Below are 15,544 nucleotides of genomic sequence, written 5' to 3'. Positions count from 1 at the left end.
GGCGGTATGCCCGTAAATTTGGCCTGCTTTACAATAGGCGCAAGGCTTTTTCACCCCTTATATATACAATATGCTGCCTTTTTCGATTGTATACCTTGCGGCACGTCGTCGCTAATGGCCCGCATCAGGCGCTGTTTCCCCCATATGTTTGGACGCGTGTTCCGTTTTTGCCTGCGCGGAATTAAGACCGGTGATCTCCGCTTCTTTTTGTGCCCACAGGCGGCGTTGGTAGCGGATGGATATAATATCGGTCACGATCAGGACAAAGACAACGAGGTAGAAACTCGACTTGCTCATTGCATCTATAGCGAAACCGAAGATTTCCAGATGCGCCAGATGTGCGCCTTCAGTGACAAGAAGGACGCCGACAAGAAACAAGATAAACAAGCCCATGACTTCATACATGCGGTTCTTTTTCAAAAATTCAGTGACGAAATCGGCCATCAACATCATCGCGATGCCCGATGTGATAATGGCAATTGCCATCAGCGGGACTTGGTAAGTGACAACTCGGTCGAGGCCTTCGCCCGTCGTCGTACTGGCAATCGCCATAGCTGACAAAATGGAGTCAAAGGAAAAGACGAGATTCATCACTACGATTAGGGTGATGGCTTTGGCGAAGCTAACGCGATTCGCGTCGCTGCTGGCTTCGGCATGATCAACCGCTAAAAGGTGGGTTATTTCTTTGATCGCCGTATAAATAATAAATGCGCCGCCCGCGAGGGTGACAACGGCTTGCAAGGTGAAGTCACCTTGGAAAATCCCGCCCAGGCCGATATCAAAACTGTATTTTTTCATCAAATCGAACGCGGCAACGATCACAACCAGAAGCACAATCCGAAACACCATGGCCAGCAAAATGCCGTAGCGGCGTACTTTTTTTGCCTTTTCCGGGTCACCAACTTTATTGGATTCAATGGCGATGTAGAGAAGGTTATCAAACCCCAATACAGCCTGAAGCAATATCAGCATGAACAAGGTCCAAAGGCTGGACAATGTAAACAGACCTTCCAGGTTAAAAAATGCTTCCATGAATAACTCCCGTGAATTTAGATGCGGTCTACTGCGCTTTGCCGTCTTTGGAAAGGGTTCGCTCCGCGCTCTTTCTATACGCACTGCATTACGATAAGCTGCACAAAAGTTCAGGAGATCTCATGACCAAAGCCGCCAAGACCACTGAGCAGGCCATAAAAGCCAACACAGGATTTAACATTCCCGACCCGATTTCAATTCCGCGTCTTGAAGGCAAAGTCCCTGACCGCGAATGGCAACTGCGATGCGAACTGGCCGCCACCTATCGTTTATGTGCCATGCATGGCTGGACCGATCTGGTGTTTACCCATATCTCCGCCCGGCTTCCGGACGAGGATGGCGAACACAGATTCCTTATAAATCCCTATGGCGTCATGTTTGATGAAATGACGGCGTCGGCGCTGATCAAGATCGATATGAACGGCAAAATTTGTCAGGATACGCCGTATTTCATCAACCCAGCAGGTTTTACAATTCACTCCGCCATTCATAATTCCCGCGAAGATGCGGGCTGTGTCATCCATGTTCACACGCCATATGGGATGGCCGTGTCAGCGCAGAAAAAAGGCCTGCGCCGCTATACGCAAATGTCGATGCAGGTCCATGATGATCTGGCCTATCATGATTACGAAGGCATTGCGTTGGAACTGGCTGAGCGCGACCGTATCGTCACTAATCTTGGCACGAAAAGCCTGCTTATGCTGCGAAATCATGGCACGTTAACGCTCGGCAAAACATGCGGCACAGCGTTTCTGCGGATGTATTTTCTGGAAAATGCCTGCAAAGCGCAAATTTTCGCGCAGTCGGTCGGCGGCGAAGAACACCTGCATGAAGAGCCTGTCGAAATGGGCGCGCGGGTCTATCAACAAGGCGCAGCGGCTTTCATTCCGGGTATGGGCGACAATCTGGTGTGGCCGGGCCTGATGCGAAAATTGCAGCGCACTAATCCGGGCCATGATTATTAGGCCGCGCTAAACGTTGGCTATTCTCGGCAAAGTAAAGCCGCCTTCGGGCGTGCGAATGCCGAAGGCCTCCCTTAAATATATATCCGTCATCACGTCTTCAGGCCGGCCTTTAGCTATAAATGCGCCGTGACCCATCAGCCAGACTTCATCGGCGTAATGATAGGCAATGGCGAGGTCATGCATAGCGGCAATAACCGTTTTCCCTGACCGTGCTTCATTTTTTAAAACTTCGGTCAACTCAATTTGCGCGGCGGGGTCAAGGCTGGCAAAGGGCTCATCGGCAAGCAGAACCTGTGCATTGACGGCCAGCACCCGTGCGAGCAAAACGCGGGCTTGTTCTCCGCCCGACAGCTGTAAAACGGAGCGGGACGAAAAATCACGCAGTCCCAATTGCAGGATAACCGCGTCAATTTTAGCCTCTCCCGCTGTGCTGATTTTTCCTAAGGGCCCGCGATAGGGCGCTCGGCCCAGCGCGATAATGTCGCGTACAGTCAGCGGCCAGATCATATCGCGCGTCTGAGATAGATAGGCGATCTGTCTGGCCAGCTCCCGGCGGGTAAAGCGAGAAGTCGGTTTATCACCAAGTTTGACAAAACCGGATTGGGCTGGGATGACGCCAGCCAGAGTCTTCAAAAGCGTAGACTTGCCGCAGCCATTTCGTCCTAATACAGCAATGAATTTCCCCGGCTGCGCCGATGCGCTTAACGAGGTTATAACAGGTTTGCCGCCATATCCTGCCGTCAGATTGTCAAAAATAAGCGCGCTCATGAGGGCATCTTTCGCGTGGCGAGCCAGAGGAAAAACGGCACCCCGATGAGCGAGGTTAGGATGCCCAGATAGAGCGTGGCCCCATTACTGGAAATGGCCCGCGTTGCTATATCGGCCAGCACTAAAAACCCGCCGCCCGCCAGCGCGGAAGTCGGCACAAGCCGCGCGGGGTCAGCGCCGATTAAGGCGCGCAGAATATGGGGAATAAACAGGCCAACAAAGCCGATTGCCCCGGCGGCAGCGACCCCGCTGCCGACGCAAAATGCAACGCCTGTGACGAGCAGGATTTGAAGGCGCGGGAGCGAAACGCCCAGACTTTGCGCCGTATCTTCCCCTAGCGCTAAAGCGCGTAGATCGGGGGCGGTGATAAACAGCAGGATGAGACCTATGGCCGTGAGGGGCAGGCAATAGAGCAGCGCACTTGGCCCCGCTTCTCGCAGGCTGCCCATCATCCAATAGACAATTTCCGACAGCGCCCACGGATTAGGCGCGAAATTCATGATGAGGCCTGTGAGGGCGGTGGCCAAGGCGCCGAGACCGACGCCTGCGAGGATGAGCACGCTGGCGCGCTGTCTTTGACGCACCCAAATTAACAGCAGCGCGGCGCCTAACCCTGCGCCAAGCAAAGCAAAAAGCGGCACATAGGCGCGAAGGCCGAAATAAAGGGCCGTGACCGCGCCAAGGGCCGCGCAGGCACTAAACCCTAATATACCGGGATCGGCAAGCGGGTTGCGGCTATACCCTTGCAGCGCCGCGCCCGACGCGCCCAATCCTGCGCCGATGGCAAGGCCGAGTACAGCGCGCGGCACGCGCAGCTGTTGCATAATGAGGACATGCGCAGGCTCGCCCTGTCCGAGTAATGCGTAGAGAGCTGCGAGCGGCTTAATATCAGCGCTGCCGATTAAGAGCGAGGCGAAGGTGATCCCAATCACGCAAATGATGAGCCATAAAAGCTTCATTGCGCGTCCCTCCACGCGTCAAAACCGTCGCGGGCGATCTCAACCGCTTTGTAAAACGCCGGCGACATACAGGATAAATATTTGCCCGGCACTTCAACGGATGGTGTGGTCTTGAGCAGGCGGCGATGCACGCCGCCCGTTACGGCTTTGGCCTGGGCGGATTCGAATCCATCGGACATATAGGCGGTGATAATAAAATCAGGATTTACCATGGCTAGCTGCTCGGCATCAGGGGTGAACCACCCCTTACGGTCGCCGTGTTCCGCCCAGATATTCTGCCCGCCAATACGCTTTATCAGCGTGTCAATATATGTACCGCCGCCCGCGCTTCCGCCGCTGCGTGACAGATAGAGAATTGAAGGGCGGTTTGGCGGATATTCTCGCTGTCCGGCGGGCATAAAGACTCTGTCAAATTTTGCTAAATTATTAATAAGCGCAGCCTCGTCCTCGCCCCAATCCAGACGCAGAATTTTAATCCCCGCCGCTTCTAATACCGACTGTGTTTCATAACCTTCACCGGGGCCGAAAATGACAATATCCGGCGAAAGCGCAATGAGTCGCTCAGCCTCATCCCACGCTTGCGGAAGCGCTTTTTGCGCCTCACTCGCCAGCGATAAGGGACCGCGCGACTGCCACGACAATGCCGCGATCTGATTGTCCTCTGCCAAAGCCAGAACATAGCTGTCCCCGCACAAAGATGTGCTCGCCATGCGGGGCATATCTGACAGCTCCTGCGCGGCGGCGCTAGAAGTCAGCAGACAGACCGAAATAAACGCCGCGATCTTGCGATGCATATCCGAATACCTCTTGATAATCTTCATCGAGTAAATTCTCACCGCGCAGATTTACGGACCAGTTCTCACCGAGCGTATAGCGCAGATTTGCGGCGACAAGGGTGAATGCTTCCAGTGTGACAACGCTAAAGGATCCGAAATTTGTATCTAATTGCTCGCCTGTATGGTCGGCAGACACCGTCAAAGACAGTGAATCTGTCGGCGTCCAGACAGCAGCTGCACTGGCGAAAAATTCAGGACGGCGAATTTCTGTCACGCCGTTTTCTTCGGCACGCAGAACTGTGGCTGACCCCCGCACATTAAAAGTTTCAACCGGTAACCAGCGCCCCTCAATCTCAACACCTTCGCGTGTGCTGTCCGTTAAGCGGTTACGCGGCAGGAACAGGAAGCCGGAGAAGTCGGTAAATATTTCGTCCTCAAGCTCTGATTTGAAATAATCAATGCTAACAGAACCGCCGCTGAAGCTTTGCTCATACCCAATATTATAACCGAGGGATGTCTCGGGTTTTAAATCAGGATTGCCGGTAAAATTCTGCGCCGGATAAAATCCGAATAGCTCAATTAATGACGGGTTTTTCACGCCCTCACCGACCGAGATGCGCGCGCGCGCGTCCCATGGAAAATTATACCCCGCGCCGACGCGCCATGTTGTGGCATCCTCGAAACGGTCATTAAAATCGCGGCGGGCGGAGGCGGAAAACGACCATGTGTCGCGGCTATATTGATAATCTGCGGCAAGCGCTGAATTGCGATTTTCCGGCGCATCGGGATTGCCCGAAAAATTGGGCGTAATAGTGTAGGATTCTTGCTCTGTTTCGGCCAGTATAGTCAGCGCGCCCAACTCGCCAACTTCACGTTTGGCGGCCCAGCTAAATTGTTCGCGCGTGCCAACGGAAATATTGTCAAATGCGCCATTTGTATCAGTCGTAATCTCGTTAAAGTTTGCGGTCAGGAGATTATTAAACCCGATAGCATTAAAGCGTCCGTCAAGGCGCGCTGTGTAGGTTTCACGGGTGGACTCATCACCCATATTATTTAGACGCCCGTCAAAGTCACTATCGCTGTCAAATTCGGATAAGAGCGTGCTGAAGCCGAATTTTCCCGAGAGGGTGAGCCCGCCCATGTCCACGCGGTTCAGACCGACATTCAGGCTCCGGCTTTGTGAGCCATCGTCTTCACCGCCAAGGCCGGAAATGTCGTATCCGTCGGTTTGAAAGACATTCCCATTGACTGAAAGCGCCGCGCTTTTGATCGGAATTACGGCCGAGACCTGGCTATTAAACGTGCTAAAGCTGCCGCCTTCGACAGAGGCCCTAAATTTTGGACCCGTTTCGCCTGCCAGCGTGATAATATTGATCACGCCGGCAATGGCGTCAGAGCCGTAAAGCGCGGATTGCTCTCCGCGCAGCACTTCGATTTTGACGACATCGTCGGCGCGCAGGCCTGAGAAATCAAACTCTCCGGATGCCGGGTTGGAGACTTCGACGCCATCAATCAAAACGAGAGTATGACTGGCTTCTGATCCGCGCATGCGAATTTGCGTCAGGCTGCCTGCGGGCCCGGATTGGTTAACCGATAGGCCGGGAAGCGTGCGAAGCAGGTCGGTGACATATGACGCACCGCGCGCGTCGATAAAGTCGCGTCCGATGACCGATACCGGAGCGGTAAGCGTATCTGCTTTGCTGTTCCCAATCCGTTGTCCGATCGAAACAATATCGTTTTCCCCGCTACAGACAAGATCAGCAGGATTGCCCTCGCGGCTCTCATCCACGATTGGCATGCATGTTTTATAGGCAATGTGAGATTGTGCCAAGGCGGGGGTTGATAAGGCGGCCACGGATGCGCAGGCCCATAAAAAGCGTTTCATAACGACTCCATCTTGCGCATTGGCAAGCCAGAGCGCGGATTAAATAAAGATGTCGTCATTGGTCAGGACGTCGTCCTGTGATCCATGCGCCTCGGTGCATCCCGCCCGGGCCGCGCTGGCGACGTTATTGGCCGGTCTTCTGACTTTCGGCTCAATTGGTCGTCTGCGTCTTCCCGACCAAGGTCAGTGACATATGCAAACAGCCTTGCCGATTACAGCTGCGGGAGCAGTCCCGGACTGAGCATTTCTGCCGCACCGGAGTTCCCGATTAAGCCCGATTAAGGGCACCAATAAGCGGCCTGTAACACGAATTTGCGTTCAAACAAGGTTCAGATCGTCATATGTAAGACACATTTGCACGTAATTGTGACGATTTGCGGACTTTGACTGTGAAAGAAAATAGTTATATTTGATATTGATACATAAATAATATTGAGCCGGGCCCTTTTTAGGGGGCTATAGAGCATAAGAGGGACTGTCCATGTTTAACGCTTTTGATCCAATTCATGAAGATTTCTATTCCGGTCGCTTTGGAGACAGTCTGTTACAAACTCAGCCATTTGCCGATTTTGCGGATGCCCTATTGCCCGGCGATATAACTCTTGATTTCTTCAATTTTGATTTAGACGCTTATGACCATAGCGAAGACAGCCACTATGATGTCTATCCTCATCTTGACGGTTTTGGCCCTGCTAAAGGGGGAGCCGCAATCGGCGATTTGGATACCGTCTATAATTTAGCACCTAATGCTGGAAAAGGTCCGCAATACTTCCCCGGTAATGATATCGCCGGAGATGCGTCAACGACGGCCACTTTGGCACTAGGCAATTCTTTAACCGCAGAAATTGGTGTGTCCGGTGACCACGACTGGATTAAAGTGGAATTGACTGCAGGAGAGCGTTATGTGTTCAATTTGGATGGATCAGGCGCGGATTCTTTATCTGACCCGCTTTTGCAAATCCGTGACGCCGCAGGTAACTTATTAAAAGAAAATGATGATGGCGGCTCTGGTCTTAATTCACGTTTGGGGTTCGTTGCTGATGTTTCAGGCACATATTACATAGATGCTCAAGCCTATGCTGATGCGAACGGTGTGACCTCGACGGGTCAATATACATTGACATTTGATTTGCTTCCCCCGCTTGAAGATTTCACCCTGGATCAAATTTCAGATTATTTGATTTCCGGTAACTCGGCTCGCCGCACGCATGATGATGCAGATAGCGATGCCAGTAACGGGACAACAATAAGTTATTTTTTTAATGCAGAATTGCCCGCAGCCTCGCGCGCTTTGGCGCTCGCCGCAATGGAGATGTGGGCCTCTGTTGCTAATTTAAACTTTGTCGAGAGCAATGTACAAGCCGGCTCTGATTTCGTCTTTGAAGATACAGATGAGGGCGCCTTTGCACGAACAACCTCAACTGGCTCCACCATTAATAATGTTGTTATTAACGTCTCCCAAGCTGATTGGATCGACACATATGGTACAGATATAAACAGCTATTCCTATCAAACCTATATTCACGAGATCGGTCACGCCTTGGGCCTCGGTCACGGGGGTCCTTATAATGGGGAGGCTGAGTATAATGTTGACGCGATCTATACCAACGACAGTTGGGGCACAACGGTCATGTCCTATTTTAATCAACTCGAATCCGGTTTTGGTACGGCGCGTTTAGTTCTTGGCGCTCAAATTGCAGACATTTTGGCTGTGCAGGATCTTTACGGCGTAAATAATTCAACGCGCAGCGGCGACAGCGTTTATGGCTTTAATACGACAGAAGTCGGGAGCATTTTTGACTCACAAGATTGGGCCAATCAAAATATCCGCATCCCGTCTTATTCAATTTGGGATACCGGCGGCATTGATACACTCGATTTTTCCGGCTATTCAGCCAATCAAAAAATCAGCTTGATTCAAGAGAGTTGGTCATCGGTCGGTGACAATACGAACACAGGCCAAGACGTTACAGACGCCCTGATAAACGTTATTTCCATTGCGCGCGGGACCATTATTGAAAACGCGATCGGGGGCTCGGGTATCGACACGATTACGGGTAATTTCGCCGATAATATATTGAAAGGCAATGCCGGTAATGATATTTTAGATGGCGGCGAAGGCACGGATTATGCTGAGTATAATGTCGCGGCCTTCAGTGAACTTACAATAACTGATAATGGTGACGGCACCTATACCGTCACGGCCAATACCGGAACGGACGGAACAGATACGCTTCGCGATATTGAGTTTATCAAAATTGGTGATGAGACGTTCGCTATCTCGCAAGACACGACGACGGCAACAGAAAATGATGATACTCTTGTTGGCACAAGCGGCGATGACGTCATTCTGGCTCTGGGCGGTAACGATAATGTTCAAGGTCTTGCCGGTAATGACCAATTGCGCGGTAATGACGGTAATGATGACGTTTTTGGCGGCGACGGCAATGATAGTGTTTATGGTGATGCCGGTAATGACAATATAAGCGGTGATGCGGGTAATGATACGCTCTTTGGCGGCGATGGCGACGACACATTAAATGGCGGCGACGGGGATGACCTTCTCCTTGGCGGCGCTGGCGCGGACAATATTTTTGGAGGTGCTGGTAATGATACATCCGATTATCGCTCTGCGACTCAGGGCCTTATCATTGATATGGAGACGGCATCCGTAAATACGGGTGAGGCCGCCGGCGATGTCTTCAACCAGATTGAAAACCTTACCGGAACAGATTTTGATGACAGCTTGCGCGGTAAGTCAGGCGACGAGACAATCAAAGGCCGCTCCGGTGATGACGCGATTACGGGCCGCGGCGGTGATGATATTCTGGACGGCGGAGCCGGCAATGACACATTGTTTGGTAATTCCGGCAATGACACGCTGCTTGGTGGTGATGGCGATGACTTGCTTCTCGGCGGTGAGGGCGCGGATGAGCTCTTTGGCGGCGAAGGTAATGACACTGTTGATTATCGCGCAGCGACTGAAGGCCTGATCATTGATATGCAGACAGCCTCTGTGAATACGGGCGAAGCCGCTGGTGACGTCTTTAACCGGATTGAAAATCTCACCGGTACAGACTTTAACGACAGCCTACGTGGCAAGTCAGGCAATGAAACGATTAAAGGCCGCTCCGGCGATGACGCGATTACAGGCCGTGGCGGTGACGATGTTCTTGATGGCGGAGCTGGCAATGATACATTGCTGGGAGGTACCGGCAATGACACGCTTCTGGGCGGCGATGGTGATGATCTGTTGATTGGCGGTGCGGGCGCAGATGAGCTCTTTGGCGGCGAAGGTAACGATACGGTGGATTACCGCTCCGCAACTGAAGGCTTAATCATTGATATGGCAAATGCATCCGTAAATACGGGCGAAGCCGCAGGCGATGTCTTTAACCGCATTGAAAATCTTACAGGTACAGATTTTAATGACAACCTGCGCGGTAAATCAGGCAATGAGACGATTAAAGGCCGCTCCGGTGACGACACAATCTTTGGTCGCTCCGGCGATGATACACTCATTGGCGGCGCCGGTAACGATATTATGAATGGCGGAAACGGAAACGATATATTTGAGTTTGGCGCATCGTCCGGAAGTGACCGCATCGTAGATTTTGAAGTCGGCACTGACATTCTGCGGTATACATCCGGCCCGACCAGCGTAGATGATTTGACAATCACATTTGATGGCACGAATAGCTTTATTGTCTCATCTGTCGGCACGCTTCGTTTAGATGGTTTAGATGCAACAGGCTTTGATAATTCGAATTTTGAATTTACTGCTGCGTCTGTTCCGCTTGTGGTTCAGGACAAGGATGCTGTTAGCGAAGTGCTCGATATCGATACAGGCTTTAATTTTGATAAAGTCGTGGTCTGTGAAGACTATGTAGAAGACTCAACAGACCTTGGCCAGCTTCTCACTAGCCTAGATTCTTCGGATGTGGAAAATCATGAAGTCGGTCCCTTTGACGCCTATAATATTGGCTATGATGACATAGATTCCGGGCCTGACTTCCATATGATCTAAACGCTTAGTCCATGATAAATAAACGCATTACCGGGCCAATCAGACTTTTGGATTGACCCGTTTGCATTTATTATTCCGTCTATGGACACGCCTGATAGTCAGCATTGTTCAAGTCACCCGGCTTTCATTTTCATTGTAATCCCTAGTTGAGGAGTAATAAAATAGGCATATATTGCGTTGATAAAGTTATCCTCATTGAAAGCTCTAAAATGAGCGATGAGGCCATGGAAACCTACTTGGCCTATTCCGAGGTTTATAAAAAAACGCAGCGCGCTTACCTCCGTCGTACCGATTTTTTACGCTGGTCTTATGTCGGCGATCAAATTGGGTCACGCGGCGCAATCCTTGACGTTGGCGTGGGGGCAGGACAATTTGTAAACTTACTCTCTAAAGTGCAGCCCTCATTTGAGAGTATTACAGGATTGGATTTATCACCGCATAGCGGTTTTTTAGACCTCTCCAAATCTATCACTATGGACTATGCATCCGTCACGGATATGCCGTTTAAGGACGGTCAGTTTGAAACAGTAACGTGCATGGAAGTAATTGAGCATTTGGGCAATCAAGATATGTTAGTGGCGATCGCAGAGCTTCGGCGTGTTACGGATTCCAAGTTGATTTTAACCGTGCCCTATTGCGAAAAAGAGCCGCTACCTCATTTTCATAAGCAGCGCTACACGCGCCGCCGGTTAAACAAATTATTCCCTAATGCCGAGTTCACATACTTCTCATCCCATAAAGATATGGCGTGGGTCATGATCGAAGAAACGTATTAAGGACCCATCAAATGGCAATATGCCAGCGGCACAACAGCGAAGGATGATCTTGGGAACTCCATACCATAATTTGCCGCTATGAAGTCGAGTTCATCTTGCCCGGCATCGTTAAACCAGACCGCGTAATTGATAAAATTTTATCTGCAATTCAATTTACGCTTAACCGCTTAGCTGTTAGCCTCTTGATATTACTATATAAGGCCGATGCATTTTGACGTCCAACCGACATGATGATCCTGCTCAGCCTTTAGGCGTGCGAATGATCCTGACCTATAGCGCGAGGCGTATTGCGTCTAATCCTTTTCAAATTCCAAATGTCATTGATAAGTTTAAATCAAATTTCCCGAAGGCCGTGTGGCGGCGACAAGTCAATATTTTGCGAAGTTATTTATCTATTGGGTCGCCATTTGACAGCCTTGTGACGAATTTTGAAACTCGCGACACCCGGGCTTTAAGCGGACTTCTTGCGGCTCACCGGTTTTCTAATCGCCGCAAAATACCGCAACGCTCGGAAGATGCTTGGACTCAACACGCCATTGATCTTAGCCATACGCTCTTCGATTGGGCCGAAGGAAAAATTGAATTTTCAGATCAAGTGATGGTTCCGGGCCTGCCCGGTGATAATCATAATGGCCCGGTATCGCGCATCTTGCTTGTGGCACATTCCGACCCCCGGCAAAACTGGAATGGCTACGCGATCAGAACGCATGAGATCGCAAAGGCGCTTATCGGACATGACCTTGAGGTCGCAGTGGTGACGAAGCCAAGGCTTAATCTCAATGAAGCCGCGATAGCGCAAGATGAGACGATTGATGGCGTTCACTATTATGCGCTGGACCCACTTGGCATGGACGATATTTCTGTTGATCGCTATCTTACAAAATATTGTGATGGGGTGTCGCGCGTCATTGATATGTATCAGCCTCATATTGTGCATAGCGGCTCTAACTTTTTAACGGGACTCGCCGGAGGGATTGCCGGAAAACGTCACAGGCTTCCGACACTATATGAGATGCGGGGTCGCTGGGAATTGACGCGGCTGGTTACGCACAAAGGATACCGAAAATCACCGGGGTTCAAAGCGCAAACAAATATGGAGAGCTTTGTCAGCACACGGTCTGATTTCGTTTTAGCATTAAACGGACAGCTGCGCGATATGATTATCGACGCTGGCGTGAACGCCGATGCTGTGGGAATATTGCCGAATTGCGGAATGTCTGGCGGGCCAATAGGAAATGAAAACGTATCGCCGGAAGAAATTGCCCCGCCATTATTTAAAAACGGGGGCGATGACGCTGAGTTCTGCACATTTGGCTATATCGGTAGTTTGGTTGATTATGAGGGACTGTTTTTACTGCTTGATGCCTTTGAAGCGCTTTGCAAATCGCGCGGCGATATTCGCCTGATGGTCGCCGGTAGCGGTTCGCTGAATGCTGCAATTCGCACGCGGATGAAACAGTCGGCCCATAGCGATAATATGAAATTTTTAACGCGTCTGTCCAACACGGAGGCGCGCGCCTTGCATAACGCGATTGATGTTATTGTCATTCCGCGTCTGCCCTCTGACGTTACGCGCCTTGTCACGCCGATAAAGCCGTTTACGGCGTTTCAATCCGGCGTCCCGTGTTTGATGTCTGACGTCCAGCCTCTATCGGAAATCGCCGAACAAAGTCAGGCTGCAATTTTATTTAAAGCGGGAAATGGTGCTGATCTACGCCGCAAAATGAACGATATTGCAGACGATAAACCCCTGCGGGAGTCCTTGGGACGCTCGGGCCGCCACTGGATCAGGACGGAGCGCAATTGGGTTAAGCAGACTGAAAACTTATTAGAGATCTATAATCAGATTAACGCACACTATTGCGATAAAAGCCGCCGGTAAACCGCCGCTATTTTTTCAGAAATGACGCGCCAATCGCGCTCTTCACGTACAAATTTTAGTGCCTGATTTGCTGTAGATATGCGCAAAGACTCATCAAGCGCGAGGCGGAGTATTCCCTCGCTAAGGCTCTGCGGATTATCTTTTTCTATAATAATTCCGGTCTGTCCGTCGATGACAAATTCCTTCATGGCGGCGACATTGGATATGATAACCGGCTTACCCATCGCCATGGCTTCAAACGGTTTAAGCGGCGAAACCATTTCGCACACCGGCATCCCTTTGCGCGGAAAAGGCGCGATATCGACTATTGAGTAATGGCGCTCAACATCGTCATGGGGAATACGGCCCGTAAAGAGCACTAAGTCATTAAGCTTTAACTTTTGGCTAAGCGCTTTGATCTCATCCAAGCGATCACCGTCGCCCACAATAAGCGCTTTGATATGTTTGTGACCCTGTTTTTTAATCAGAGATAGCGCCATCATTAAATAGTCTAGACCTTCATAATCGACGATTGAGCCAATATATCCGACAATCAAATCATCAGGCGCAAAGCCCAGCTCCGCCTTAAGATCCTCGTCCTTGTTCATTGGGTTAAACCGTGATGTATCGACGCCATTAGGTATAATTGTGATTTTATCTGCGTCGACGCCGCGGCGCACCATTTCGTTTTTCAACGCGCCGGTAATGGCAAAACAATGATCAGCATTGCGGCAGGCTTCCGTCTCCATTCTCACATACAGATTAAAGGCGTCCGTGCCCTCATATTCAGGCTCGCGTGACATTCGGGTTATTTCCCAAAGCCCCCTAACTTCATAAATGCTTATTAATCCATATAATCGCGCCAAGGCTGTAGCGGTAACGCCATTGATAAAATTTGACGCGCCGTGGATTATAGCCGGCTTATGCGTCTCAATAAGCGCCCGGTGGGCATGTATATTATGGTCAATATAGTCACGCATTGGCAGACGCCCCAGCCCGTACACATCGGATTGAAGCCGGAGATAGTCTACGCCCTCAATTATGTCAAAATCCGGATAGGTTTGCGCATTATATTTCTTGCCACGATCTTGCGGAAAACCAAGACGCGTCACGCCTTTTACTTTGAATTTCGCGCGTGCCAGTCCTGTTAATATCCCGTGCGTGCGGGTTGCATAGCCGCCGCTGTTAATCGGTAGCGAGTTATGTAGCAGATATAATACTGTGTTTTTTTTCGGCGTATACATCCGCCGCGGATCCCGTACGGGCAGGGCGTAACCATTATCTAACAAATCAAGACTGGACTTTATATTGGCAATCAACCGGACGAAACGATGAGTTTTAAGCAAAGCTTTGGACTCGACCGGAACATCTTTTAAATGACCTTTTCTATAGGTGTCGGTGACAAACTTCTTCAATGCTTCTGTATCCTCTGCGCCGTAATGGATCGCTTTGGTCAGATAGTCAGGCATCTCCGCGTCAAGGCTATTGGTGGCCCAATATAGACGCATATATCCTTTGGACATATCGCCCAAATAAAAAATCCGGCAAAATCTTTCAGCTAATGCAGGTGAGATTGTCCAAAAAAAACGTGTAAATTTGCTTATGGCTACAGAGATGTAGTCGCGAACATGCATAGTTTGGCGAGGCGCAATTCCCCATTTTTTGAAAGTTTCGGGAGATATGGATTGACGAGGCATAGGTCGCGCTCTTTTCGGCTTCACTTGATTTGCCCTTTAATAGCAGAGCGTTTTTCGGCGCCGCGCTTTTTCACATATTTAACATAGTCTGCAGTGATCTTATCGACATCACCATAGGCTTCAATATGACCATTTCGCATCCATAACACAGTTGTGCAGAACGTTTTAATGACAGATACGGAGTGTGAGGCAATAATAATTGTCGACGCAGTGTCGAGCATATCTGTGACTTTGTCGCGGGCCTTTTGATAAAATGATAAATCGCCTGCGCCGATTACTTCGTCAATTAACAGCACGTCGCGTTTTAAGCTCGTGGCGAAACCAAACCCCAACCGCGAGCGCATTCCCGCAGAATAAGTGCGCACGGGCATATCCATAAAAGCGCCTAATTCAGAAAACTCGGTGACGTCTTCTATTATAATCTTGACGTCACGTCGACGCAGCCCGCAGATTGCGCCTAAGAGCTTGATGTTATCAACGCCTGTCAGATGCGGGTTAGAGAAAATTGTCGACGCAAAAAGTGTAGAGATATCACCCTGAACCGTGATTTTACCCGACGTTAGAGGCAGGATGCCCGCGCAGACTTTAAGGAGTGTAGTTTTCCCGGATCCATTTAATCCGATCAATCCAACGCGGCTACCGTTTTTGAGTGTTATATTTAAGTCTTTTAGCGCCTCAACATAATACCGGTTTTTCTCTTTGATAATCGTTCCGCCAATTTCGGACATGCCGACATCCGGCCGAATATTTTTCTGAAACACGGGATAGCGAAATGACGCATTTTCAATCTTAATCACG

At 50.2% G+C, this 15,544-nt stretch carries 11 protein-coding genes and 1 riboswitch; of the genes, 4 read left to right on the top strand and 7 right to left on the bottom strand.

Translation table 11 applies throughout. The features are described 5' to 3' along the window. Positions 1 to 111 precede the first annotated feature (111 nt). Positions 112 to 1,032, bottom strand: coding sequence for a TerC family protein (locus H142_RS0109670; protein WP_017931935.1), 921 nt, complete (start codon positions 1,030 to 1,032; stop codon positions 112 to 114). A gap of 122 nt (positions 1,033 to 1,154) precedes the next feature. Here H142_RS0109670 and H142_RS0109665 point away from each other — a divergent pair, with 122 nt between their 5' ends. Beyond that, positions 1,155 to 1,997, top strand: coding sequence for a class II aldolase/adducin family protein (locus tag H142_RS0109665; RefSeq protein WP_017931934.1), 843 nt, complete (start codon positions 1,155 to 1,157; stop codon positions 1,995 to 1,997). 6 nt (positions 1,998 to 2,003) lie between these two features. Here H142_RS0109665 and H142_RS15230 read toward each other — a convergent pair whose 3' ends face one another. The 4 genes from H142_RS15230 to H142_RS17165 are packed head-to-tail and all read right to left on the bottom strand — an operon-like array spanning position 2,004 to position 6,385. Then, on the bottom strand, positions 2,004 to 2,765 hold the full coding sequence (locus H142_RS15230) for an ABC transporter ATP-binding protein (RefSeq protein ID WP_017931933.1): 762 nt from the start codon (positions 2,763 to 2,765) through the stop codon (positions 2,004 to 2,006). Next, positions 2,762 to 3,724, bottom strand: a complete 963-nt coding sequence (locus tag H142_RS0109655) for a FecCD family ABC transporter permease (protein WP_017931932.1) — start codon at positions 3,722 to 3,724, stop codon at positions 2,762 to 2,764. The genes H142_RS15230 and H142_RS0109655 overlap by 4 nt, the downstream gene beginning before the upstream one ends. Then, positions 3,721 to 4,518, bottom strand: a complete 798-nt coding sequence (locus H142_RS0109650; RefSeq protein ID WP_017931931.1) for an ABC transporter substrate-binding protein — start codon at positions 4,516 to 4,518, stop codon at positions 3,721 to 3,723. Before H142_RS0109650 ends, H142_RS0109655 begins: the two co-directional genes overlap by 4 nt. Then, a complete protein-coding gene (locus H142_RS17165; RefSeq protein WP_017931930.1) occupies positions 4,469 to 6,385 on the bottom strand; it encodes a TonB-dependent receptor plug domain-containing protein in 1,917 nt (638 codons plus the stop codon). The genes H142_RS0109650 and H142_RS17165 overlap by 50 nt, the downstream gene beginning before the upstream one ends. Positions 6,386 to 6,498: 113 nt before the next feature. Continuing rightward, positions 6,499 to 6,692: riboswitch (cobalamin riboswitch) on the bottom strand. Between the two features lie 174 nt (positions 6,693 to 6,866). Here H142_RS17165 and H142_RS17160 point away from each other — a divergent pair. From H142_RS17160 to H142_RS0109630, 3 genes are all read left to right on the top strand, one after another. After that, the gene (locus H142_RS17160) at positions 6,867 to 10,412 is read left to right on the top strand and encodes a M10 family metallopeptidase C-terminal domain-containing protein (protein WP_017931929.1); all 3,546 of its coding nucleotides are present in this window, start codon (positions 6,867 to 6,869) and stop codon (positions 10,410 to 10,412) included. Between the two features lie 209 nt (positions 10,413 to 10,621). Then, positions 10,622 to 11,188 (top strand): class I SAM-dependent methyltransferase, encoded by a 567-nt coding sequence (locus H142_RS16350; protein ID WP_017931928.1) that lies wholly within the window; start codon positions 10,622 to 10,624, stop codon positions 11,186 to 11,188. Positions 11,189 to 11,399: 211 nt separating this feature from the next. Next, complete coding sequence (locus H142_RS0109630) at positions 11,400 to 13,070, top strand: glycosyltransferase (RefSeq protein WP_156811988.1); 1,671 nt, start codon at positions 11,400 to 11,402, stop codon at positions 13,068 to 13,070. Here the strand turns inward: H142_RS0109630 and H142_RS15210 are convergent. Next, positions 13,046 to 14,572 carry a glycosyltransferase family 4 protein gene (locus tag H142_RS15210; protein WP_169331842.1) on the bottom strand — a complete coding sequence of 509 codons (1,527 nt, stop codon included), beginning with the start codon at positions 14,570 to 14,572 and terminating at the stop codon, positions 13,046 to 13,048. The genes H142_RS0109630 and H142_RS15210 overlap by 25 nt on opposite strands. Before the next feature lie 194 nt (positions 14,573 to 14,766). Further along, complete coding sequence (locus tag H142_RS15205; RefSeq protein WP_017931925.1) at positions 14,767 to 15,543, bottom strand: ABC transporter ATP-binding protein; 777 nt, start codon at positions 15,541 to 15,543, stop codon at positions 14,767 to 14,769. Between the last annotated feature and the right edge of the window lies 1 nt (position 15,544).

Source organism: Robiginitomaculum antarcticum DSM 21748, assembly GCF_000365025.1.
Lineage (GTDB): Bacteria > Pseudomonadota > Alphaproteobacteria > Caulobacterales > Maricaulaceae > Robiginitomaculum > Robiginitomaculum antarcticum.
The sequence above is the reverse complement of the archived record's forward strand: the minus strand, read 5'-3'. Positions and strand labels throughout refer to the sequence as shown.